The following is a 21657-nucleotide window of genomic DNA, read 5'->3' on the forward strand; positions in this document are numbered from 1 at the left end:
TCCGCACATTGCGGCGACGCGCGTCGCGGTGATGTTCCCCGCCCGCGCGTCGCGACTATCCCGCAAACCGGTCCGTCGCCGCGAGCAGCGCCTTCAGGATCCCGGGTTCGTCGTACGCATGCCCCGCGTCCGGCACGATCTCGAGCGACGCATTCGGCCAGGCCTTCGACAGATCCCACGCGCTGCGCGCGGGCGTTGCGACGTCGTAGCGGCCCTGGACGATCACGCCCGGGATGTTCGCGAGCCGATGCGCGTCGCGCAGCAGCTGGCCTTCGTCGACGAAGCCTTCGTTGACGAAATAGTGGTTTTCGATCCGCGCGAACGCCAGCGCGAAATGGCCGTCGCCGAAGTGATCCGCGAGCGCCTGGTTCGGCAGCAGCGTGATCGTGCGGCCTTCCCACTTGCTCCACGCACGCGCGGCTTCCAGCTTCGCGGCTTCGTCGTCCCCGGTCAGCCGGCGATGGTAGGCGGAAATCAGGTCGCCGCGCTCGTCGACGGGGATCGGCGCCAGATATTCGTCCCACAGATCCGGGAACAGCCACGACGCGCCTTCCTGGTAGTACCACTGCAGTTCCGCACGCCGGAGCGTGAAGATGCCGCGCACGATCAGCGCGCTCACGCGTTCGGGGTGCGTTTGCGCATAGGCGAGCGCGAGCGCGCTGCCCCACGAGCCGCCGAACACGAGCCATTGCTCGGCGCCGACCATCTCGCGCAGCCGTTCGATATCGGCGACGAGATGCCAGGTCGTGTTGTTGTCGAGGCTCGCGTACGGCGTCGAGCGGCCGCAGCCGCGCTGGTCGAACAGCAGGATGTCGTAGCGCTCGGGGTCGAACAGGCGGCGATGCTCGGGGCTGCAGCCGCCGCCCGGGCCGCCGTGCAGGAATACGGCCGGCTTGCCGGCCGGGTTGCCGCAGCGCTCCCAGTACACCTGATGGCCGTCGCCGGTGTCGAGAAAGCCGTGCGCGTAGGGTTCGATCGGTGGGTACATGACATTTCCCGGATTGAGGGGTCGACAGGATTCCGGCCGGGTGCGGAGCGCGTGGCGCGAATGGCGCGAATGGCGCGAACGGGACGCGGGATCGCGCGGATGCCGGCGCAATGACGCCGAGCCGAACCTGGCCGGAACGGAATCGCCATTATGCCGCCGGATTCAGGCCGGTATGCGCCGGCCGTCAATTCCGGCATTCCGTGAGCGGAATTCGCAACGATATTTTTGGCAATTTTGTTTCGATATTTTTTTGCGGAGACTAATGGCTGCATTTCGGCATCCATTCGAAAACACCAATCAATAACCGGCCATTCGCCATTGCGACGGAAACCAATAAATGAAACATCGCGTGATGCAGCTTACGGGGTTGCGCGCCGTCGCGGTGGCGATGGTCGTCGTCGGGCATGCCGAGCACGTGGTTCCCGGCGGCTATACGGGCTGGCTCGCGCCGCTGCGCGCGATCGCCGACGGCCGGCTCGGCGTGCTGATCTTCTTCGTGCTGAGCGGCTTCCTGATCACCAACGTGCTGAAGGCGGAACTGAAGCGCACGGGCGACATCGCGCTGACGGCGTTCTATGTGCGGCGCGCGTTGCGGATCTGGCCGGCGTGCTACGTCTATCTCGCGGCGGTCGCGATCTTCGCCGCGGCGGGGTGGATCGACGTCGACCGCAACCAGTGGCTGTATGCTGCGCTGCACTTGTGGAACTACTCCGCGTGGCTCGGGCTGAACCCCGACAACGCGCTGCATCCCGACGGCGCCTGGTATCTCGGCCATTTCTGGTCGCTTGCGCTCGAAGAGCAATTCTACTGGTTCTGGCCGCTGCTGTTCCTTTACCCCGTCCGCCGCTTCGGCACGCGCTGGCTCGCGGCGCTGATCCTGGTCGTGCCGCTGGTCCGGGCCGGCACCTATTTCGCCGCGCCGGCGCTGCGTGGCCAGCTCGGGATGATGTTCCATACGGGCATCGATCCGATCCTGATCGGCTGCTTCGCCGCGCTCAACCAGGAGCGGCTGGATGCGTGGATCCGCTCGTGGCCCGGCGAGTCCCGCATCGTGACCGCGATCATCGGCGTGGTGCTGTTCGTGATGCCGATCGCCGAGTCGAGGCTCGGCGGGTTCTGGAATGCGACTTACGGCGTGACGCTGGAAGCCGCCTTGATCGGCATCGTGATCGTCGTGCTGAATTTCCGCAGTGAATTCTGGTGTGCGCGATTGCTGCGAATGAAACTGCCGGTATTTATCGGCACGATTTCATTCAGCCTGTATCTGTGGCAACAGCCGTTTGCTTATTCGCACCTGCCGATCGCGCATGGTTTTCCGCTCGGTATTTTGTGGGCGCTGACGGCGGCGACGGCCAGTTATTTCCTGATCGAAAAGCCGTTCCTGCGGTTGAAGGATCGTTATTCGGCGAGCATGGAGCGGTCGCCGAATAACGCGACGCCATTGATGCCGGCGGCGACGGAGTGTCTCGGCGCGAAAGTGGCCGAGTAGGGGGGAACCGGCAGCCGGCATGTGCTTCATGCGTCGGGGCCGGGAACCGCCGATCCATCCCGGCTCCGCTCGCCGAATTCGGGCGTCGGGCGCCTGTTCCCGGGCCGGTAAAGTCCCGGAACCAGCCGCTGCCGGATGCTGCGATTCAACGGCTCCGAATAGAGCCGCGCGATCGACAGGCTCAACCCGGCGGAGAGCAGCAGATAGCTGGCCAGCAGTGCCAGCTTCACGTCTCCGGTCACGCTCGACGGCGGGAAGATCGTCCGCAACAGGCCCAGCACGATGAGGTGGAACAGATAGAGCTCGTAGCTCAGTCTGCCGAGCCAGCCGAACACCGCAGGCACGCGCGCGCGTCGAAACCCGGACTCCGCCGGACGGTCAGCTGCGGCCAGCAGCAGGACGGCGGTTCCGATGGCCATCGCGGTGACACCCAGCACATTGCCATCCGCGATCGGCCGATAGAGATAGACGAAGGTCATCGCCGTTGCCGCAAGCCATTGCAGCAAGGTCCGCGACCGGCCGCGCCACGCGATCCGCTCGGCGAGCAATGCGGTGAAGCAACCCGTCGCGATCGCATCGAAGCACGCGAAATATGCATAGAGAAAGCCCCCTTCATCGCCTTGATGGGCGAACCGGTACACGGGACCGACGACGATGATCGCGCACCAGAAGGCAACGAGCCGCGACTCCCGGCGAAGCGCGACGCAGAGCAGCGGGAACGTCAGGTAGAACACCTCCTCGACCGACAGCGACCACAGCACGCCCAGCGGATAGTTGACCCACCCGTGCGCGCCGACGAGCACGTTCATCCAGAACGTGACGGATGCGAGATTCACGAGCCAGAAGGACAGCGGCGTGCCCGTCGGTGCATGGTTCTGAAAGATCGCAATACCGGCGCGCGCGAGCAGATTGACGGCAACCAGCAGCAGAAGCAGGCACGGGATGATGCGTGCGACGCGCAGGCCATAGAACGCCCGCGCGTCGATGTTGCCGAGTCCGGACCAGCGCCGGTTCGCATTCGTCGTGATCAGGTAGCCCGAGATCACGAAGAACATCGTCACCCCGTAGTTGCCGTTCCGGGCGACGGCGCGCACGGCTTCCCATCCGAATGCGCTCGCCAGCGACGTGTCGTTCAGGCGGTAGCCGATATTGAAATGGTGAAACAGCACGAGGAGGATCGAGATGCCGCGAAGCAGGTCGATCCTCGGGTTGCGGGCGTCGGCGCTCATCATGCTGCGGTCGTGGCCCATTGCACGAATGCGGTGCCGGCCTCGCGCAACACGGCCTCGCGAGCATCCATGCCGACGCCTGGCGCGTCGTAGTAGGCGGCGACGAGCAATGGCGCGCGGCCGGGCGGACGCACGAGCGCGTAATCGTTGGTTTCGCCCTGCAGGCTCGTACCCGGCCGGTCGCCTGCCTGCCAGCCTGCTGGCAAGACGGCGCGAATCCGGTTGAGTCCGGGCTTGCAGTCGATCATCCCGCGTTCCAGCCGTTCTCGCGAGCCGGGGCTCAGGACATTGCCGAGCAGAACGCTGCGGGCCAGCGTCACGATGGCTCTCGGGGTCGTCGTGTCGCGCTCCCCGCCGTAATCGTTCGAGTCGGGCTCATAGCGGTCCGAGCGGGTCACCGTATCGCCGAGCCCGCGTGCGAACCCGGTCAGTCCGGCAGGGCCGCCGATGCTACGCATCAACAGGATGGCGGCCGTGTTGTCGCTATAGACCAGCATTGCATCGCAGAGCGCCGCGACCGACATCTCGCCTCGCGCGACATTGGCCTTGGTGATGGGAGACGTGAAGATGAGGTCCTGTTCCGTATAGCGCACCAGGCGGTCGAGCTGCTCGTTGCCGGCATCGACGCGCGCGAGCACCTGCGCCGCGAGTATCCCCTTGAAGGTGCTGCACATCAGGAAGCGTTCGTCGGCGCGATGGCTCAGCGTACGCCCCGAACCCGTATCGACGGCAAACACGCCGAGGCGCCCGCCGTGCCGGCGCTCGATGTCGGCGATCGGGGATTCGGCCGCGCGCAGCACGGGCGCAACGCCCATGCCGACGAGCAACGGCAGTCCAATCATCAGGTTTCGACGCATGATCGAATGAGTCACGGGATTGTCCTTTTTATTTGGAGTGCAAAATGGTGGAGGCCGCTCGATGGTGGCAGGTCCGGCGTCAAGCCAGCTTGCCGGCCAGCAGCATGCGGCGAATGTTGGTGGCATCGCGCGCGGGGAATGCGGCCGGATCGGCGTCCAGCAACACCACCGTCACGTTCTTTTCGACGGAGCGCAGCCGCATGGTCAGGCAACGTCCCGCTTCGCTGTTGAAGCCGGTCTTCGACAACGCGATGTCCCAGCCTTGCTGCCCGACGAGCGGATTGGTGTTCCGGTACTCGACCGGCATGCCGTTGATCCTGACGACGCGGCGGGAATCGGTGGTCGCCCGCGCGATGGCCGGATAACGCGCCGCCGCGTTCACCATGGCCGCGACATCGCTTGCCGTCGACGTGTTGAGCGGCGACAGGCCGGTAGGCTCGTCGATCGTCGTGTGCTTCAGGCCCAGCGCGGCAATCTTCGCGCGCATCGCGATCCGGAACGCCGGCAGGCCGCCCGGATAATTGTGCGCAAGCGCGTACGCGGCGCTGTTGTTGGACGACATCAGCGCAAGCTGCAACACCTCGCGAAGCGGCAGGCGCGCGCCGACCGGCAACCCGGTGCGACTGTGCTGCAACGCGCGCGTGTCGGCCTCGTCGATACGGATGGTCCGGCTCATGTCGGGCTGCGTGTCGAGCACGACCATTGCGGTCATCAGCTTGGTCAACGACGCGATCGGCACGACGTCGTCGGGGCGTTTCTGGAACAGGACCTTTCCGGAGTTATCGTCGACGACTACGACGTGGTTCGATTCGACCCGCGCGAGCAGCGTCTGAAGCGTCTCGCCCGTCGCGACATCGGCTTCCCGTGCCGACGCGGCCGTCACGCGGGCCGGCGCGGTTCCGGCGGTTCCGTCGACCGGCCCGGGTCCCGATCGGAATGCGTGAGTCGCCACACAGAGCGCGACAAGGCCGAACGCGATGGCCGGGGCGTGCGCATGCCGGTTCAGCGGCCGGTCGGCGGGTTCGCACAGCCGCCGGATGCGGTCGAGCAAGTGACCGCCTTTCGCCCATTGCGCGACGGGCGAGCCCGGCACGTCGGCCGCTTGAAGCATGCTCAGCTGCTCGAGCGCCAGCGCAAGACGCCGGGGATTCTCGATGAGCGTGGCGGCCACGTGGTCGGCGACAAGCTCTCGCTCGATGCGCATGCGTCGCGACAGCCACCATACTGCCGGGTGATAGAACAGCAATGCCTCGATTGCACGCTGCAGCAGGTTGATCGGGTAATCGAAGCGCCTGATATGCGCGACTTCGTGTGCCAGCAATGCGTCGAGCAGATCCGGCGGCATCCCGGTCAGCAAGCCGGCGGGCACCAGCACCAGTGGCCGCCACCAGCCTACGGTCAGCGGGCTGGAAAGACCGGTTGCAACGCGCAACCTGATCTTGCGGCCGATGCCGCAACGCGCGGCCAGACCGGATACGCGGGCCTGCCACGCGGCGTCCTCCTGTGCGGAGCGCGCGCGGCTGAACCGGCGCACCCAGAGCATGCCGGCCGCCAGCCGGCACGACATGACGGTCACGCCGAGCAGCCATGCGGCAACCAGCGATGGCAGCGCGTACCGCAGCGCGGACGGCGCGTCCTCACCTGTCACCGGCAACGCGATGGCGACAGGCGCGCCGACCGGATCGGATGCCCGGGCCGCGATCTCGAGGTACTGGTACACGTCGAGCAGCGGTGCGCCGAGACACGCAAGAAGCGACAGGCAGAGCAGCGCGTAGCGCTCCTGCGGGCTCGCATCGCGCATCAGCCTGAGCGACAGCGCCGTTGCCGCGCCGATCAACGCGCCTTTCCAGACGAAGTGCAGCAGCGCCCACCCCAACGCCTGAACGAGAACCCAGGACAAAGCGCTCACCGATCCTCTCCGTGCAGGATTTTGCGGATCTCGGCACGTTCTTCCTTGGTGACATGCCCACGCAACGCGGCCAGCACGAGTGCCTTGCCCGACCCGGAAAACGCCTTGTGTATCAGTTCCTTCAACAGGCTGGTCTGCAACGCGTTCTGGCTCTGCGCGGGTGCGTAGACATGCGAGCGTTCGCTCTCGTCGCGCGTCAGCAGTCCTTTCGAATGCATGAGCTGCATCTGGCGCAATACGACAGCATAGGTGATGTCCGGGCGCTCGGCCTGCATGGCATGATGCACCTGCTTGACGGTGGCAGGCCCGAGCGGCCACAGAACGCGCAGGAGATCGAGTTCGGCTGCGGTCGGTTTGATCGGAGGAGCGGTCTTGGCCATCACGGCATCTCAACGAAGGGAGCAACGGGATGTAGATTAATTTGTCTAGAACAAAATGTCTACATCGATGCGAAGGTGTCGCCGCGCGACAGGCAGCGTGCCGATACCGGGACGATTGATTTGGGAGACACGTGTGATGTTGAAGAACTGGCGACAATTCCTGCCGAAGATCGGGCAAAGCATGAAGGACATCAAGGAACTGAGTCCGTTGACGATCGACGGCTATCGGACGCTGCATCAGGCGGGTGCCGAAACCGGCAACCTCGATGCGAAGACACGCGAACTGATTGCGCTGGCCGTGGCCGTCACGACCCGATGCGACGGCTGCATTGCCAACCACGTGAAGAAGGCGATCGAGCTTGGCGTATCGAAAGCCGAGCTGACGGAGGCGCTCGGCGTCGCGGTGGCGATGAATGCCGGGGCGGCGCTCGCGTATTCCGGGCGCGTGATGGACGCGTACAACGATCTGTCCGAAGTGGCTTGAGACGGTGGTGCGCGATACGGTCGACCAGGACGTCAGACCTGCGGACAACCAAAAGAAAAGGCCCTTGCGGGCCTTATTCATGTGGACAGGAACCTGGCCGCTTACCGCGTCAGTTCGCTGAAGCCGTGCAGCAAGCGCTCGACGTCGGCCGCTTCGATCGCGCCCATCGTCGAGATCCGGAACAGCTCCTTCGACAGCCCGCCTTGCCCCGCGTAGATCACGAAGCCGCGCGCCTTCAGCCCGTCGTGCAGCGTTTCGTACGTGACGCCCTGCGGCAGACGGTACGCGCGCAGCACGACCGACGATGCGCCTTCCGGCAGCACGAGCGGCATGCCGCGCGCGGCGAGGCCGGCTTGCGCCTGGTCCGCGAGCGCCTTGTAGCGCGCATGGCGCGCACGCCAGCCACCGGCGTCGTCGAACTCGCGCAGCGCCTCGACGAGCGCGTAGTATGCGTGCACCGACGGCGTGAACGGCGTGTTGCGCTGGTCCTGCAGCTTCGCGAGGCGGCCGAGGTCGAGGTAGTACGTACGGCTCGCAGCCTGCGCGAGCGCACTGCGGCGCACGATCACGAACGCCGCGCCCGGCACGCCGTGCAGGCACTTGTTCGCGGTCGCCGCGACCGCGTCGATGTCGCCGCCGGCGAAATCGATTGCCTCCGCGCCGAAGCTGCTGACGGCGTCGACGAGCAGCTTCACGCCGCGTGCGCGGCACACTTGCGCGATCGCGCCGAGATCGTTCAGGCGGCCGGTCGTCGTCTCGTGATGGATCACGGCGACGTGCGAGAACTGGCCGGCATCGAGCCGCGCGGCGATCTGCGCGAGATCGGGCGCGGCCATCCATTCGTGCTTCAGCACTTCATGCGGGATCGCGTACTGCGTTGCGATCTGCGTGATCCGCTCGCCGTACACGCCGTTCTCGATCACGAGCAGCTTGCCGCCCTGCGGGACGAGCGCGGCGATCATGCTTTCGACCGCGGCGGTGCCCGAGCCCGTCATCAGCACGGCGCTCCATTCGGCCGGATCGAGCTCGTACGCGGCGACGAGGCGCGCACGGGCTTCGTCCTGCAGGTCGAAGAATTCGCTTTCGCGATGGCACAGGTCGGGTTGCAGCAGGCTCTGGCGCACGCGTTCGGTCAGCGTCACCGGGCCGGGGTTCAGCAGCAGCATCAATGGGCTCCTTCAGCTTCAGTGTGAGCGGCGCCGATGTGCCGCATCAGGCGCGTCTTGACCTCGACCGGCGTCACGGTCGGGCGAGGCAGGCCGTCGGGCACGCCGGTACGGATCGCGAGCCGCACGAACTGCGCACCGTTCGCGCGAGGGGTGTCGCGGGATGCGGCCAGCGCTGCATCGAGCACGTCGAGCGTATCGCCTTCGACCGCCGACGCGTAGCCGCACGCGGCCGCGACGCCGGCGAACGACACGTGCTGCGACACGGTCGCCTGGCCGCCCGTCGATTCGTGCGCGCCATTGTCGAGCAGCACGTGCGTGAGGTTCGCGGGGCCGTAGGTGCCGAGCGTCGCGAATGCGCCCATCCGCATCAGTGCGGCGCCGTCGCCGTCGACGGCGATCACGTGAAGATCGGGCCGGGCCAGCGCGAGACCGAGCGCGAGCGGCGTCACGCAGCCCATCGAGCCGACCATGTAGAGCTGGTTCGGACGATCGTCGAGCGCGTACAGCTCGCGGCCGCAGAAGCCGGTGGACGCGAGCACGACAGTCGAATCGACCGGCGTGTGCGCGATCACGCGCTGCAGAGCGTCGTGGCGGGTCGGCCGTGCGTCGGACGATGCGGCGCGCGACGACGATTGCGCGGCGACGTGCGCGCGCGGCGTGGCCGCCGGGTTCGCCTTCAGTTCATACGGCGCGACGCTGCCTTTCTGCATCACGAGCGCGTACGGGCGGCCGGTTGCGTCCATGTGCGCGATCGCGCGATCGAGCGCCGGGCCGACCGCGTCGGGATCGGTCGGGAAGGTTTCCCACGGGATCTCCATCGTGTCGAGCATCGCGGGCGTGATCGGCCCCATCAGCGCGTGCTGCGGCTCGTCGGGCACGCCCGGCTGGCCGCGCCATGTGACGATCAGCAGTTGCGGCAGCCGGAACGTCCATGTGAGCGACGTGAGCGGGCTCACCGCATTGCCGAGCCCCGAGTTCTGCATCATCGCGATCCCGCGCTTGCCGGCGAGCGTCGCGCCTGCAATCAGCGCGACCGCGTCGCCTTCGTTCGCGGCCGACAGGTAATGCAGCGTCGGATCCTGCAGCACGTAATTGATGAACGGCGTCAGGTACGAGCAGGGCACGCCCGCGTACCAGTCGAAGCCGCGCGCGCGCGCGGCCTCGACGAACTGGGCCGCTTCGATCATTGCGCGCCTCCGTTGCCGGCGTTCGACTCGGACAGCGGCGTCTGGCCGTGCGCGAAATCGCCCGCGCGGCGGAAGTCTTCCAGATCGTTGACACCGCGCCAGTGGCCGTGCACGTACTGCACCTCGATCTTCTCGCCGGCGGCGATCAGTTCGTTGAGCAGGGTGGGGATGTCGAGCGTGTCGAAATCGTCGCGTGCCTGCAGCGTCGCGAGCAGCGTCTTCAGGCGCGCAACGCCTGCGCCGCGCACGTTCAGCAGGCCGATCCAGCGGCCGTGCGACGCGCCGTCGGCCGCGTCGCTCGACACGCGCTCGAGCAGCGCCTTCTGGCCGAACAGCCCGCGGTCGTCGGCGGCCGAGCAGAACGCGAAATCGCGCACGCTCTGGTTCGACGGTTGCGTCAGCGACGAATCGACGACGACGCTGAACTCCGCGTCACTCTCCGCGAGGTCGCGCAGGATGTAGCTGCGGAACAGCAGGTCGCCGTACGAGATCACGGTGTCGCCGGTCAGGCGCTCGGCCGCGCATGCGAGCGACGCGAGCTCGCCCGTCTGCGCATGGCGCTCGTTGACGACGAGCTTGATGCCCGACGTGTCGATCGCGTCGGCGCGGTAGCCGCCGACCACGGTGATGTCGTTCACGCCTTGCTTCTTGAAGCCGTCGACGAGCCAGCGCAAGAGCGGCTTGCCGGCGACCGGCAGCATCACCTTGGGCTTGTCTTCGGTAACGACCTCGAGCCCCTTGCCGCGGCTCGCGGCGAGCACGATCGCGGCGTTCGACGCGCGCGACGACGACGACAGGTAGATCCGCTCGGCCGCCGAATATTCGTCGGCGTCCTGCAGGCGGAAGATCTCGTTGACCGACGCGACGCGATCCTCGACGTTGATCAGCGTCTCGCTGTCGTGGATCTCGCGCGCGACCGCCTGCATCGCCGATGCCGATGCGCGGATCAGGTGGTTCGCCCAGATCACGGTGCTGATGCCGGCCTGGCGGAACACGTCGGTCGGCGTGCTGTAATACTTGGTCGGCACGATCACGAGCGGCGCGCGGCCGCTCCATTCGCGCGCGAACTGCAGGATCTCGTCCGGGCGCGACAGCTTGCTGTGAATCAGGATCGCGTCCGCGCCGGCTTCCGCATACGCGTTCGCGCGGCGCAGCGCTTCGTCCATCCCCCAGCCGGCGATCAGCGCCTCGACGCGCGCGACGATCGAGAAGTCCGGGTCGCTCTGCGAATCCTTGCCGGCCTTGATCTTGCCGCAGAACTCGTCGATCTCGGCAAGCGGCTGGCGCTCGCCGTCGATGAAGCTGTTGGTCTTCGGGAACTGTTTGTCCTCGATGCACACGCCCGCGATGCCGCGCTGCTCGAGCTTCCTCACGAGCCGGCGCACGTTGTTGAAGTTGCCGTAGCCGGTGTCGCCGTCGAGCAGGATCGGCAGGTCGCTCGCGTCGGCCATGAACTCGAGCACGTCGACGACCTGGGTCCAGCTCGCCTCGTTGTTGTCGCGCACGCCGAACTGCGCGGAGATCGCGAGGCCCGACGCCCAGATCCCCTTGAAGCCTGCCTCGCGGACGATCCGCGCGGACAGGCCGTTGTGCGCTTCCATCAGGAATTCGAGGTCGCTGCTGACGAGCATGCGGCGCAGGCGCGCGCTGCGCGATTCGGTGAAGTTGGGTTCACGTACGTTCATCGTGCGGCCCCCTCGGTGGTGCGTTGAATGAGCGGGAGCACTTCCTGCGTCGCGCGAGCGACGTCGTTCGGGAAGTCGATCTCGATCCACGGCGCGCCCGTCACGTCGGCGACGTCGAACGTGTGGCCGCCCTCGAGCAGCAGGTCGCGCACGGCTTCCTCGTGCGGCATGTTCGCGCGGCCGCTGTCGACGTAGCCGGCGACGATCGCCGCGAGGCGGCGCGCGGTGGCTTCGGTGAAGCGGAAGAAGCCGACCGATTCGCCGATCGTGTCGTAGTCGAGGTCGACCGCGAGCTGCTTGCGCAGTTCGACCGGCACGCCATTCTTCAGGCACAGCTTGACGGGTTCGTCGCCCGCTTCGAAATCGCGGTCGATCAGCAGGCGGTCGACCGCCTGGTCGGGGTTGGCCACGAGCGCGTGCAGGATGCTTTCGTCGTACAGCACGTCGGCGTCCATCAGCAGCACGTCGCCGCCGCGCGTCATCGCGTCGGCGATGGTGTGCACGGTCAGCACGCTGCCGAGATCGTAGCGGTCGTTCAGCACGATCTCCGCACGGCGGCCGAGGCGCGCGAGCTCCTCCTCGACCTTGTCGGCCTGGAAGCCCAGCGCCAGCACGATCTCGTCGACGCCCGCGGCGTCGAGCACGCGCAGGTGCCGCTCGAGCAGCGTCGTGTCGTCGAAGCGCAGCAGGCACTTCGGGAATTGCGCTTCGGGAGGCTGTTGCAGGCGCAAGCCGAGGCCTGCCGCAAGAATGATGGCTCGCATGTGTTCTCCAACCAAAAATCAGACAAACCGGTTCGTGACCGGTCAATCGGCGAGGGGCTGCGGCGCACGGCGCCGCTGCCAGTTTCTTTCACTGAAATGCAGGTAGAGCAGGCCGGGCAGGCCGAGCGCGAGTTCGCGCGCGCGCTTCGCGAGCGACAGCGCGAGCGCCGCGTCGGGCGGCAGGCCGACGAGCGGCGCGAGCAGCAGGTAGCCGCCTTCCTGCGCGCCGAGCGAACCCGGGATCGCGAACGCCGCGCCGCGGATCGCCTGGCCGACGCTCTCGAGCAGCAGCGCGTCGAGCCAGCTCACTTGATGGCCGAGGAAGTGCAGCGCGAGCCACACTTCCGCGGTGCCGACGATCCAGCCGACGAGGCTCAGCGCGAAGGTCGACGCCACCGTGCGGCGGTCGCGGTACAGCGTGCCGACCGCGTCGTCGATCGCGTCCGCGCGCGTCGCGAGCGACGACCAGTCGCGCGGGCCGAGCAGCTTCGACGCGAGCCGCAGGCCTCGGCCGAACAGCCCGCGCCGCTGCGCGGCATAGAACAGCACCGCGCAGCCGCCGAGCACGCCGGTCGCGATCAGCGCGGGCGTGCGCAGGTGCTGGACCGAATCGTGCGTCGCGTACACGCTGAACGCCGCGATGCCGATCAGCGCGAACGCCATCTGCGCGAGCGCCTGCATCGTCGTGCTGACGGTGATCGCCGCGGCGGCGTCGGCCATCCGCGTGCCGCGCTGTGCGAGGTAGCGCACCATCAGCACCGGGCCGCCGATCTGCCCGGCGGGCAGCAGGCTGTTGACCGATTCGCCGACCCAGCGCGCGCGCAGCGCGTTGCCGAGCTCGGCGCCGGGCTCGCCTTTGCGGAACATCACCGAGATTGCCGCCGCGTCGATCACGAGCGGCACGACGTGGAACGCCGCGACGAGCGCGAGCCCCCAGCCGGCCGCGAGAAACGTCGACGCGACCGCGCCGAAGCCCTGCCACGCAAGGAGGGCTACGAACAGCGCCGTCCCGAGGGACAGCAGGAGCATGCCGGCGCGTGTCATGACGCCTTCGTGCGGCGCGGCGCCAGTTGCTTGAACACCTGGCGGAAACCGAAGTACGCGATCGCGTCCTTCATGTTCGAGATGAAGCGCTTCCACGGCCGCATGCCGGGATCGGTCACGTATTCGAACGTGAGCGACACGCGCATCTCGTTCTGGCCGAGCGGCGTCACGCGGTGGCGCAGCTTGTCGCCGTCGAACAGCACGATGCCGCCGTCGGCGATCTGCACCGAGCCCGGTTCGTCGGGCACGCCGGGGTTGCGCGTGTGCAGCTCGTAGTCGAGACGGCACGACGAATCGTCGATCACGCCGATCAGCAGCGTGTAGCGGCGGCCGTCGTAGTACGACGTATCGTAGTGCCAGCCGATGTGGTCGCCGGGCTTCGTGTAGTAGTAGAGCGCGTACGCGTGCGGATCGTCTTCCGGCGACAGCAGCAGCGTGTCGCCGGTGAGCTTCTCGAGCAAGCCGATCAGCGCCTTCGAGCGGTACAGCTCGGCGATGTACGGCGCCTTCGCGTCGATCGTGTGGCGGCTCACGCTGCCGCCCTGCTTGTGGCCGGGCAGGTAATTGCGGTTGATGTCGGCCGTGAGCGCACGCGCGGCATCCGCGAGCTTCGCGTGCGCGTCGGGCGGCAGGAACGTGTCGAGATACAGGAACGAGCCTTGGCGCGCATAGTCGTCGCGCAGGCGGCCGACGTCGAGCCGGCCGATGCAATCGGCCACGGTGCGGTCAGGAGCGGCCGCCGCTGCGCGGGCAGCCGCCGGGCGTGCCGGGGTCAGCACGGAGTCGTCGCGCATGCCTGGAGTCATTTGCTTGCCTGGATTTCGGTTGGATTCTGCGGCAGGCTGCCGCGCTTCACGATGCGCCACCAGTCGATCACGACCCACGCGGCGAACAGCGGTGCGCCGATCGACGCCGCGAGCAGGAACGGCTCGACGCCGTCCGCGAGGGTCACGAGCGGCAGCAGGTAGAGCACGTCCTCGGTTTCGAAGCCGCCGACGAACGCCTGCTTCGTGCCGGCCTTGCCGGCGAACGACTCGATGCGCATCCGCAGGTAGAAGATCAGCGCGACCGCCGCGCCGGCGAGCGCGCCCAGCAGCACCGGCGGCGCGGCCATCTGGCCGCCCTGCGCAACGATGCCGACGCCCATGCTGACGAACAGCGCAATCGTGACGAGCGCATCCGCCGCGAGGTCGTAGAAATGGCCGATCTTGCTGGACTTGCCGCTGATGCGCGCGAGTTCGCCGTCGGTGTGGTCGACGAAGTTCGACAGCACGATCAGGAATGCGCCGGCGTTGCACCAGCCGAAGGTGCCTTGCGCGAGGCACCAGGCGCCGGCGAGGCCGATCAGCAGACGGACGGTGGTGAGGTGGTTCGGGGTGACCGGGGTGTCGACGAGCGGCCGGACAAGCGAGCGCGCAAGCCGAGCATCCCAGGTGCGCGGCAGGGGTGGTTCGGAACGTTTGGCGGTTTTTCTTTGGTCCATCGACGAAATATATACGGATTTGTAAGTCGTTGCTTTTTTCCGCTCAATTTCCTGACATGTTCGGGTGTTACCGGTCATGGTCGGAACGGGGCCGGGGGCCGGCCTGCGCGAGCGGAAGCCGCTGCCGTGCGCGGGCACGGCAGCGAGGCGGCACAATTCAGTTTCGTTTCCGCCGCGCGCTTGTTCAAGGCGGGGCGGCGCCGAATTTCGCGGGGCGGCTGCCCGTCACCGCGCGCCCGGGCCGCCTGTCACAGAACGATCGTTCGATATCCGGCAAATTCAGCAAGGGTCTTTTGCATCCGGTGGACATTTCGCCACCGCGGCCTCTGCGATACTCCGGTCGTGCCTGTGGTGCCGGCCGCCGATCGCGGCCCCAGGGTTTCACGCCGCTCAGGAGACACCGCCCGCGGCGTTAACGACAGACCAAAAAGCGTTCGAACATCTGCCATGTCTTCATCACGCATCCTCGCTCCCGCCCTGCGTTCGCTCGTCCGCACCGCCGACGAAGCCGCCGCACTGATCCGTCCCGACATGACCGTCGCCATGAGCGGCTTCACCGGCTCGGGCTACCCGAAAGCAGTGCCGTCCGCGCTCGCCGCGCGCATCGAAGCGGCCCACGCGCGGGGCGAAGCGTTCCGCATCAACGTGCTGACGGGCGCGTCGACCGCGCCTGAGCTCGACGGCGCGCTCGCCCGCCAGAACGGCATCTCGATGCGCCTGCCGTACCAGTCCGACCCGACGCTGCGCGACAAGATCAACGCCGGCGAGGTCGAGTACCAGGACATCCACCTGAGCCACGTCGCGCAGTACGCGTGGTTCGGCCTGTTCGGCGAGCTCGACGTCGCGATCGTCGAAGTCGCGGGCATCCGCGAAGACGGGCTGCTGATTCCGTCGGCGTCGGTCGGCAACAACAAGACGTGGCTCGACCAGGCGAAGCACGTGATCCTCGAGGTCAATTCGCGCCAGCCGCTCGGCCTCGACGGGATGCACGACATCTATTACGGCACCGCGCTGCCGCCGCACCGCAAGCCGATTCCGCTGACGAACAGCGACGACCGCATCGGCGAGCCGTACCTGCGCTGCCCGGCCGAGAAGATCGTCGCGATCGTCGAGACCGACGCGCCGGACCGCAGCAACGCGTTCTCCGCGCCGGATGAGACGTCGAAGCAGATCGCGCACCAGCTGATCGATTTCCTGCGCCACGAAGTGAAGCGCGGCCGCCTGCCGGAAAACCTGCTGCCGCTGCAGTCGGGTGTCGGCAACATCACGAACGCGGTGCTCGCGGAGCTCAGCTCGGCCGGGTTCTCGAATCTCACCGCGTACACCGAGGTGATCCAGGACGGCATGCTCGACCTGCTCGCGGACGGCACGCTGAGCTTCGCGTCGGCCACCGCGCTGTCGCTGAGCCCTGACGCGGTCAAGCGCTTCGCCGACGAGATCGCGACGTTCCGCGAAAAGATCCTGCTGCGTCCGCAGGAGATCAGCAATCATCCGGAGCTCGTGCGCCGGCTCGGCTGCATCGCGATGAACGGGATGATCGAGGCCGACATCTACGGCAACGTGAACTCGACGCACGTGATGGGCACGAAGATCCAGAACGGCATCGGCGGCTCCGGCGACTTTGCGCGCAACGGCTACCTGTCGTGCTTCATGTCGGCGAGCACCGCGAAGGGCGGCGCGATCTCGCGGATCGTGCCGATGGCGAGCCACGTCGACCACACCGAGCACGACGTCGCGGTGGTCGTCACCGAGCAGGGCCTCGCGGACCTGCGCGGCCTGTCGCCGAAGCAGCGCGCGCGCAAGATCATCTCGACCTGCGCACATCCGGACTTCCGGCCGATGCTCGAGGATTACTTCGAGCGCGCGTGCCGCGAAAGCTTCGGCAAGCAGACGCCGCACCTGCTCGCCGAGTCGCTGTCGTGGCACGAGCGCTTCGTGCGGACGGGGTCGATGAAAGCCTGACAGCGGCCTGACAGCGGCCCGACAGCGGCCGCCCCGACGCGCGCCGCGCCGCCGGCGCGCGTCAATCCATCGCCGCGTGCGTGACGCTGTCGGCCTCCGCGTGCCCCTTCGGCCGGATCAGCAGCAACAGCGGAATCATCAACAGCGTCGCGACGAACATCAGCTTGAAGTCGTTCAGGTACGCGATCATCGACGCCTGCTGGTTGATCGTCCGGTCGAGCAGCGCGAGGTCGACGCGGCTGCCGCTGCCGACGATCGACTGCACCGCCGGATTGAACGGCGTCACGTGGGTCGCGAGGTCCGCGTGCGCGACCTGCGTGTTGCGGGTCATCAGCGTCTGCACGATCGAGATGCCGATGCTGCTGCCGATGTTGCGCATCAGGCTGTAGGTGGCCGTGCCGTCCGCGCGCAGCTCGGGTGGCAGCGTCGAGAACGACAGCGCGCTCAGCGGCACGAACACGAGCCCGAGCCCGAATCCCTGCACGACGCCGGGCCACACGATGTCCGCTTCGGACAGCACGACCGTGTACTGCATCATCTGCCACAGCGCGAGCGCGGAGATCGACAGCCCCGCGAGCAGCAGCATCCGCGCATCGACGTATTTCAGCAGCCGCCCGACGAACAGCATCGCGATCATCGTGCCCGCGCCGCTCGGCGCGGTGACGAGCCCGGTCGTCGCGACCGGGTAGCCCATCAGGTTCTGCAGCATCGGCGGCAGCAGCGCGCGCGTCGCGTAGAGCACCGCGCCGACCACGAAGATGAACAGCGTGCCGGCCGCGAAGTTCGGGTCGCGCAGCAGTTCGGACTTGAAGAACGACGCGCTGCCGACGGTCGCCGTATGCACGAGGAAGAACGCGAACGCGAGCGCCGCGACGAGCGCTTCGATCTGGATTTCGCGGGAGCCGAACCAGTCGAGCTGCTCGCCGCGGTCGAGCATCGCCTGGAACGCGCCGATCGCGAGCGCGAGCGTCGCGAAGCCGAACGCGTCGAACCTCACGTGCGGGCGCGGCGCGCGCGCGGGCAGGAACGTGAGCACGCCGGCGAGCGCGAATGCGCCGATCGGCACGTTGATGAAGAACACCCAGCGCCAGTTGTAGCTGTCGGTCAGCCAGCCGCCGAGCGTCGGGCCGAGAATCGGCCCGACCATCACGCCCATCCCCCAGATCGCCATCGCCTGGCCCTGCTTCTCGCGCGGGTTGGTGTCGAGCAGGATCGACTGCGACAGCGGCACGAGCGCGGCGCCGAACACGCCCTGCAGCAGTCGCGACGCGACGATCTGCACGAGCGATTCGGACAGCCCGCACAGCGCGGACGCGAGCGTGAAGCCGGCGATCGAGATCGTCAGCAGCCGCTTGACGCTGAGCCGGTCGGACAGCCAGCCGGTGAGCGGCGTCGCAATCGCGGCGGCGACGATGTACGAGGTCAGCACCCACGTGATCTCGTCCTGCGACGCGGACAAGCTGCCCTGCATGTGCGGCAGCGCGACGTTCGCGATCGTGCTGTCGAGCGTCTGGATCAGCGTCGCGAGCATGATCGACAGCGTCAGCATCGGGCGGTTCAGGGCGGGAGGCGGGGCAACGTCGGCGTGAGCGGGGCTCAAGGGGGATGTCTCCGTGGGGCCGGCACCGCGTCGGCAAACGGGTGTCGTGCAAATAATGAGTGTGCTTATTATATCCGGACTCATATCCGGGCCGGTTCACTGCGGCGGCTTTCGGCTCGACCCTATAATTCGCGGATGGACAAGACTTACGAGAACCGGATCGGCTATCTGATTGCCGACGTCTCCCGGCTTTACGGGCGCCTTTACGACCGGCGCGCGAAGCAGCTCGGGGTGACCCGTGCGCAGAGCCGCGTGCTCGCGTATCTGACGTGGAAGGGCGAGATGAACCAGGCGCGGCTCGCCGAATGGCTGGAGATCGCGCCGATCTCGCTGACGCGCCTGCTCGACCGGATGGAGAGCTGCGGCTGGATCGAGCGCGTGGCGAGCAACGACGACCGGCGCGCGTTCGTGATCCGCCTGACGGACAAGTCGCGCGAGATCTTTCCGCAGATGCTCGAAGTGGGCGATACGGTTGCCGAGGACGGCCTGCGCGGCCTGACGCGTGACGAAAGCGACACGCTGATCCGCCTGCTCGGGCGGGTCCGCCACAATCTCATCGACAGCAGCGGGGACTGAGCCGCGCGAGTGGGCCGACTCGGTTCAGACACCGAAGGAGGCCGTGCGCCGGTATCGGCGCGCGCCGCTCGACCGGTATCGGGAAACGCGCATTGCGTCACGGCACGAGCGCCCGCACCACGAGCGCCGCCAGATAAAGCCCGAGCCCGTACGACAGGTGCGAGACGATGCTGCGGCGGCGCACGACGGCCGGCTGCGGCGTGCGCGCCGCGGCGATTCCGAAGCCGAAGGGCGCGTTGGCACGTCGCGCGGTTCGGATCGGTTTCATTGCAGCTTCGGCTTGTTTTATCGGGTTCGGGCGATTATCTTGCTACTTCAAGTTCACTTGAGGTCAAGCATGGGCAGTCTGGATATCGGCGAAGTTGCGCGTCAAGCGGGGTTGCCTGCTTCGACGCTGCGCTATTACGAGGAGAAGGGGCTGATCGCGTCGAACGGGCGTCGCGGGCTGCGCAGGCAGTATGGCGATGGGGTCCTGCAGCGGCTCGCGCTGATCGCGCTCGGCCGCGAGGCCGGGTTTTCGCTCGACGAGATCGGCGTGATGCTCGGCACGGGCGGCGAGCCCGTGATCGATCGCGCGCGGCTCGACGCGAAGGCCGACGAACTCGATCGCACGATCCGCCGGCTCAGCGCGGTGCGCGACGGCCTGCGGCACGCAGCGGTCTGCCCCGCGCCGAGCCATCTGCAATGTCCGTCGTTCCGCAAGCTGCTGCGCATCGCCGAACATCGCAGCGGGGTACGGGGGACGAAACCGGCCGCCGGAGACGCACAATAGCGCAGTGAGCGGGCCGCCGCGCGGCGGTTTCGTCCGATCGTTTTCCGAACCGAGGGGGCGCCATGAGCTTGCCGATCGCGTGGGTGCTGTTCGACATGGAAGGGGTGCTGACGCACTACGATCGCGCGGCGCGGGTCGCGCGCCTCGCGGCGCTCACGGGCCGGCCGCCGGAGATGATCCGCCACGCGATCTGGGAGTCCGGCCTCGAAGCCCGCGCCGATGCCGGCGAGATCACGCCGGATGCGTATCTGGACGCGCTGGGCGACAGGCTCGGCTGCCAGGTGAGCCGCGACACGTGGCTCGATTCGCGCCACGCATCGATCACGCCGAACGCCGAGACGCTCGCGCTCGCCGAACAAGTGGCCGCGCGGCACCCGATCGCGGTGCTGACGAACAACAGCCGCCTCGTTACCGATCATCTCGACTATCTGAACCCGCCGGTCGCGCGCCTGTTCGGCGCGCACGTGTACGCGTCCGCATCGTTTGGCGCGGTCAAGCCGGCCGCACAGGCGTATCTCGGCTGTGTCGGGCAGCTCGGCGCGCGGCCGGACGCGACGCTGTTCATCGACGACACCGACGCGAACGTCGCCGGCGCGGTCGACGCGGGGCTGCTCGGCTATCGCTTCGTCGACGCGCGCTCGCTTGCGGACGCACTGCGGGCGCGCGGCGTGATCTAGCCGTGCGCTGCATCGGGCGGCCGCGCGATGCACACGCGGCATCGCGTCAGCCGATCACCGCGCGCCTGACACACCGCAGCGCCGCTTCGAGCGCGTCCATCGAAATCGAACCGAGCGCGACGCGCAGCGCCTGCGGCGCGCTCGCGGTCGTCGCGAACGGCTCGGCTGTCGTCACGAGCACGCGATCCCGCTCGAGCGCGGCCGCGACGTCGTCGGCGCGCAGATGGTCGGGCAGCATGAGCCATACGTAATACGACGACGGATGCGCGAGCAGCGTGGCGCCGTCCAGCACCCGCCGCGCGAGCTTCTGCCGGCGCCGCGCATCGCGGCGCTTCTGTTCCTCGAGCGTATCGACGACACCCTGGTCGATCCACTGGCAAGCGAGCGCGACCGTCAGCGACGGCGTGTTCCACGTCGACACGCGGATCGCGCGTTCGAGCGCGGGCACCCAGCGCGGCGGCGCGGCGACGAAGCCGAGCCGCAGGCCGGACGCGACGCTCTTCGACAGGCCCGATACGTACAGCGTGCGCTCCGGCGCGTGCGTGAACACCGGTTTCGGCGCGGGCTCCGCGAGGAACGCATACGCGCCGTCCTCGACGATCAGCAGGTCGTGCCGTTCCGCCAGCGCCGCGAGCCGGACGCGGTCCGGCTCGTCCATCACGGTGCCGAGCGGATTGTGCAGCGTCGGCATCGTGTAGACGGCCCGCACGGGGCGCTTGCGGCACAGCGCCGCGAGCCGGTCGAGATCCATGCCGCCGCCTGCGCGCATCGGCAGCGGCGCGAGCTCGAGCCGGTGCGCGTGGGCGAGCGCCTTCATGCCCGGATACGTCAGCGCGTCGATCGCGACGACGTCGCCCGGCTGCAGCAGCGCCATCGCGCCGACCGCGAGGCCCTGCTGCGCGCCGTTGACGATCAGCACCTGCTCGCCAGGCACGCGGATGCCGCGGTTCCGAAGATGGCGGGCGACAGCCTGCCTTTCATGCGGCCGCCCGCCTTGCGGCGCCGAATGCAGCAGCGCGTCGAGATCGCCCGCTGCGGCGAGCGCGCGCAGCCCGTTGCGCAGCAGCTCGACCTGTCCGGGCAGCGACGGATAGTTGAAGGTCAGGTCGATCGTGCCGGCGCGGGCCGGATGCTGTTCGAAACCGAGGCCGCGCGGCAGCGACGTATCGCGGACGAACGTGCCGCGCCCGGTCTCGCCGACGACGAGGCCGACCGCCTCGAGTTCCGCATAGACGCGGGCGGCCGTCGCGAGCGCGATGCCGTGCTGCTGCATCAGCGCGCGCACGGTCGGCAGCTGGGCGCCGGGCGCAAGCCGGCCCGCGCGGATTTGCGCGGCGAAGTCGTCGACGATCGGCTGATAACGGGGTTCGCGCATCGTTTGTATCTGGAACAATTCTTTGTT

The 21657-nt window shown here is 67.8% G+C and carries 20 protein-coding genes and 1 pseudogene; 6 read left to right on the forward strand and 15 right to left on the reverse strand.

The features are described from left to right. Positions 1 to 55: 55 nt before the first annotated feature. A complete protein-coding gene (pip, locus tag DID96_RS06505) occupies positions 56 to 988 on the reverse strand; it encodes a prolyl aminopeptidase (RefSeq protein WP_124598441.1) in 933 nt (310 codons plus the stop codon). Positions 989 to 1325: 337 nt separating this feature from the next. Between pip and DID96_RS06510 the strand changes: the two genes are divergently transcribed. Beyond that, the gene (locus DID96_RS06510; protein WP_124598442.1) at positions 1326 to 2477 is read left to right on the forward strand and encodes an acyltransferase; all 1152 of its coding nucleotides are present in this window, start codon (positions 1326 to 1328) and stop codon (positions 2475 to 2477) included. Positions 2478 to 2503: 26 nt separating this feature from the next. Here DID96_RS06510 and DID96_RS06515 read toward each other — a convergent pair whose 3' ends face one another. From DID96_RS06515 to DID96_RS06530, 4 genes are all read right to left on the reverse strand, one after another. After that, positions 2504 to 3706, reverse strand: a complete 1203-nt coding sequence (locus DID96_RS06515) for an acyltransferase (RefSeq protein WP_124598526.1) — start codon at positions 3704 to 3706, stop codon at positions 2504 to 2506. Further along, positions 3706 to 4578, reverse strand: coding sequence for a class A beta-lactamase (bla, locus tag DID96_RS06520; RefSeq protein WP_260463817.1), 873 nt, complete (start codon positions 4576 to 4578; stop codon positions 3706 to 3708). The genes DID96_RS06515 and bla overlap by 1 nt, the downstream gene beginning before the upstream one ends. A 64-nt stretch (positions 4579 to 4642) precedes the next feature. Further along, positions 4643 to 6472 carry a M56 family metallopeptidase gene (locus DID96_RS06525; RefSeq protein WP_124598444.1) on the reverse strand — a complete coding sequence of 610 codons (1830 nt, stop codon included), beginning with the start codon at positions 6470 to 6472 and terminating at the stop codon, positions 4643 to 4645. Next, the gene (locus tag DID96_RS06530; protein ID WP_124598447.1) at positions 6469 to 6852 is read right to left on the reverse strand and encodes a BlaI/MecI/CopY family transcriptional regulator; all 384 of its coding nucleotides are present in this window, start codon (positions 6850 to 6852) and stop codon (positions 6469 to 6471) included. Before DID96_RS06530 ends, DID96_RS06525 begins: the two co-directional genes overlap by 4 nt. Before the next feature lie 139 nt (positions 6853 to 6991). Between DID96_RS06530 and DID96_RS06535 the strand changes: the two genes are divergently transcribed. Next, the gene (locus tag DID96_RS06535) at positions 6992 to 7336 is read left to right on the forward strand and encodes a carboxymuconolactone decarboxylase family protein (protein ID WP_221624573.1); all 345 of its coding nucleotides are present in this window, start codon (positions 6992 to 6994) and stop codon (positions 7334 to 7336) included. A gap of 101 nt (positions 7337 to 7437) precedes the next feature. Here DID96_RS06535 and DID96_RS06540 read toward each other — a convergent pair whose 3' ends face one another. The 7 genes from DID96_RS06540 to DID96_RS06570 are packed head-to-tail and all read right to left on the reverse strand — an operon-like array spanning position 7438 to position 14668. Continuing rightward, entirely contained in the window at positions 7438 to 8502 is a 1065-nt protein-coding gene (locus DID96_RS06540; RefSeq protein WP_124598450.1) for a 2-aminoethylphosphonate aminotransferase, read from the reverse strand. Next, on the reverse strand, positions 8502 to 9692 hold the full coding sequence (aepY, locus tag DID96_RS06545; RefSeq protein WP_124598452.1) for a phosphonopyruvate decarboxylase: 1191 nt from the start codon (positions 9690 to 9692) through the stop codon (positions 8502 to 8504). The genes DID96_RS06540 and aepY overlap by 1 nt, the downstream gene beginning before the upstream one ends. Next, a complete protein-coding gene (gene aepX / locus DID96_RS06550; RefSeq protein ID WP_124598454.1) occupies positions 9689 to 11377 on the reverse strand; it encodes a phosphoenolpyruvate mutase in 1689 nt (562 codons plus the stop codon). The genes aepY and aepX overlap by 4 nt, the downstream gene beginning before the upstream one ends. Beyond that, complete coding sequence (locus tag DID96_RS06555) at positions 11374 to 12141, reverse strand: NTP transferase domain-containing protein (RefSeq protein WP_124598456.1); 768 nt, start codon at positions 12139 to 12141, stop codon at positions 11374 to 11376. The genes aepX and DID96_RS06555 overlap by 4 nt, the downstream gene beginning before the upstream one ends. 42 nt (positions 12142 to 12183) lie before the next feature. Then, positions 12184 to 13185, reverse strand: a complete 1002-nt coding sequence (locus tag DID96_RS06560; protein ID WP_124598458.1) for an HpnL family protein — start codon at positions 13183 to 13185, stop codon at positions 12184 to 12186. Next, entirely contained in the window at positions 13182 to 13991 is an 810-nt protein-coding gene (locus DID96_RS06565) for a 2OG-Fe(II) oxygenase (protein WP_124598460.1), read from the reverse strand. Before DID96_RS06565 ends, DID96_RS06560 begins: the two co-directional genes overlap by 4 nt. Beyond that, on the reverse strand, positions 13988 to 14668 hold the full coding sequence (locus DID96_RS06570) for a CDP-alcohol phosphatidyltransferase family protein (protein WP_124598461.1): 681 nt from the start codon (positions 14666 to 14668) through the stop codon (positions 13988 to 13990). Before DID96_RS06570 ends, DID96_RS06565 begins: the two co-directional genes overlap by 4 nt. A gap of 447 nt (positions 14669 to 15115) precedes the next feature. Here DID96_RS06570 and DID96_RS06575 point away from each other — a divergent pair, with 447 nt between their 5' ends. Beyond that, entirely contained in the window at positions 15116 to 16630 is a 1515-nt protein-coding gene (locus DID96_RS06575; protein ID WP_124598463.1) for an acetyl-CoA hydrolase/transferase family protein, read from the forward strand. 61 nt (positions 16631 to 16691) lie between these two features. Here the strand turns inward: DID96_RS06575 and DID96_RS06580 are convergent, their stop codons facing one another. Then, on the reverse strand, positions 16692 to 18179 hold the full coding sequence (locus DID96_RS06580) for an MDR family MFS transporter (RefSeq protein ID WP_409333761.1): 1488 nt from the start codon (positions 18177 to 18179) through the stop codon (positions 16692 to 16694). Positions 18180 to 18365: 186 nt separating this feature from the next. On the opposite strand from DID96_RS06580, the gene DID96_RS06585 reads away from it, so the two are divergent. Further along, positions 18366 to 18806 carry a MarR family winged helix-turn-helix transcriptional regulator gene (locus DID96_RS06585; protein WP_124598467.1) on the forward strand — a complete coding sequence of 147 codons (441 nt, stop codon included), beginning with the start codon at positions 18366 to 18368 and terminating at the stop codon, positions 18804 to 18806. 97 nt (positions 18807 to 18903) lie between these two features. Here the strand turns inward: DID96_RS06585 and DID96_RS06590 are convergent. Continuing rightward, positions 18904 to 19035, reverse strand: a pseudogene (locus DID96_RS06590) (DUF2938 family protein); the annotation flags it as partial. A gap of 108 nt (positions 19036 to 19143) precedes the next feature. Between DID96_RS06590 and DID96_RS06595 the strand changes: the two are divergent. Both DID96_RS06595 and DID96_RS06600 read left to right on the forward strand, forming a co-directional pair. Next, entirely contained in the window at positions 19144 to 19578 is a 435-nt protein-coding gene (locus DID96_RS06595) for a helix-turn-helix domain-containing protein (RefSeq protein WP_124598470.1), read from the forward strand. 62 nt (positions 19579 to 19640) lie between these two features. Beyond that, positions 19641 to 20255, forward strand: coding sequence for an HAD family phosphatase (locus DID96_RS06600; protein ID WP_124598473.1), 615 nt, complete (start codon positions 19641 to 19643; stop codon positions 20253 to 20255). Positions 20256 to 20301: 46 nt separating this feature from the next. Here the strand turns inward: DID96_RS06600 and DID96_RS06605 are convergent, their stop codons facing one another. After that, on the reverse strand, positions 20302 to 21630 hold the full coding sequence (locus DID96_RS06605; RefSeq protein ID WP_124598475.1) for a PLP-dependent aminotransferase family protein: 1329 nt from the start codon (positions 21628 to 21630) through the stop codon (positions 20302 to 20304). Positions 21631 to 21657 lie beyond the last annotated feature (27 nt).

The sequence above is a fragment of the Burkholderia sp. Bp8963 genome (genome assembly GCF_003854275.1).
Taxonomy (GTDB): Bacteria; Pseudomonadota; Gammaproteobacteria; order Burkholderiales; family Burkholderiaceae; genus Burkholderia.

Coding starts and splice junctions, on each gene's coding strand:
- pip (WP_124598441.1), bottom strand. CDS start 988: ATGTACCCACCGATCGAACCCTACGCGCACGGCTTTCTCGACACCGGC.
- DID96_RS06510 (WP_124598442.1), top strand. CDS start 1,326: ATGAAACATCGCGTGATGCAGCTTACGGGGTTGCGCGCCGTCGCGGTG.
- DID96_RS06515 (WP_124598526.1), bottom strand. CDS start 3,706: ATGAGCGCCGACGCCCGCAACCCGAGGATCGACCTGCTTCGCGGCATC.
- DID96_RS06530 (WP_124598447.1), bottom strand. CDS start 6,852: ATGGCCAAGACCGCTCCTCCGATCAAACCGACCGCAGCCGAACTCGAT.
- DID96_RS06540 (WP_124598450.1), bottom strand. CDS start 8,502: ATGCTGCTGCTGAACCCCGGCCCGGTGACGCTGACCGAACGCGTGCGC.
- aepY (WP_124598452.1), bottom strand. CDS start 9,692: ATGATCGAAGCGGCCCAGTTCGTCGAGGCCGCGCGCGCGCGCGGCTTC.
- aepX (WP_124598454.1), bottom strand. CDS start 11,377: ATGAACGTACGTGAACCCAACTTCACCGAATCGCGCAGCGCGCGCCTG.
- DID96_RS06555 (WP_124598456.1), bottom strand. CDS start 12,141: ATGCGAGCCATCATTCTTGCGGCAGGCCTCGGCTTGCGCCTGCAACAG.
- DID96_RS06560 (WP_124598458.1), bottom strand. CDS start 13,185: ATGACACGCGCCGGCATGCTCCTGCTGTCCCTCGGGACGGCGCTGTTC.
- DID96_RS06565 (WP_124598460.1), bottom strand. CDS start 13,991: ATGACTCCAGGCATGCGCGACGACTCCGTGCTGACCCCGGCACGCCCG.
- DID96_RS06570 (WP_124598461.1), bottom strand. CDS start 14,668: ATGGACCAAAGAAAAACCGCCAAACGTTCCGAACCACCCCTGCCGCGC.
- DID96_RS06575 (WP_124598463.1), top strand. CDS start 15,116: ATGTCTTCATCACGCATCCTCGCTCCCGCCCTGCGTTCGCTCGTCCGC.
- DID96_RS06580 (WP_409333761.1), bottom strand. CDS start 18,179: ATGCTGACGCTGTCGATCATGCTCGCGACGCTGATCCAGACGCTCGAC.
- DID96_RS06585 (WP_124598467.1), top strand. CDS start 18,366: ATGGACAAGACTTACGAGAACCGGATCGGCTATCTGATTGCCGACGTC.
- DID96_RS06595 (WP_124598470.1), top strand. CDS start 19,144: ATGGGCAGTCTGGATATCGGCGAAGTTGCGCGTCAAGCGGGGTTGCCT.
- DID96_RS06600 (WP_124598473.1), top strand. CDS start 19,641: ATGAGCTTGCCGATCGCGTGGGTGCTGTTCGACATGGAAGGGGTGCTG.
- DID96_RS06605 (WP_124598475.1), bottom strand. CDS start 21,630: ATGCGCGAACCCCGTTATCAGCCGATCGTCGACGACTTCGCCGCGCAA.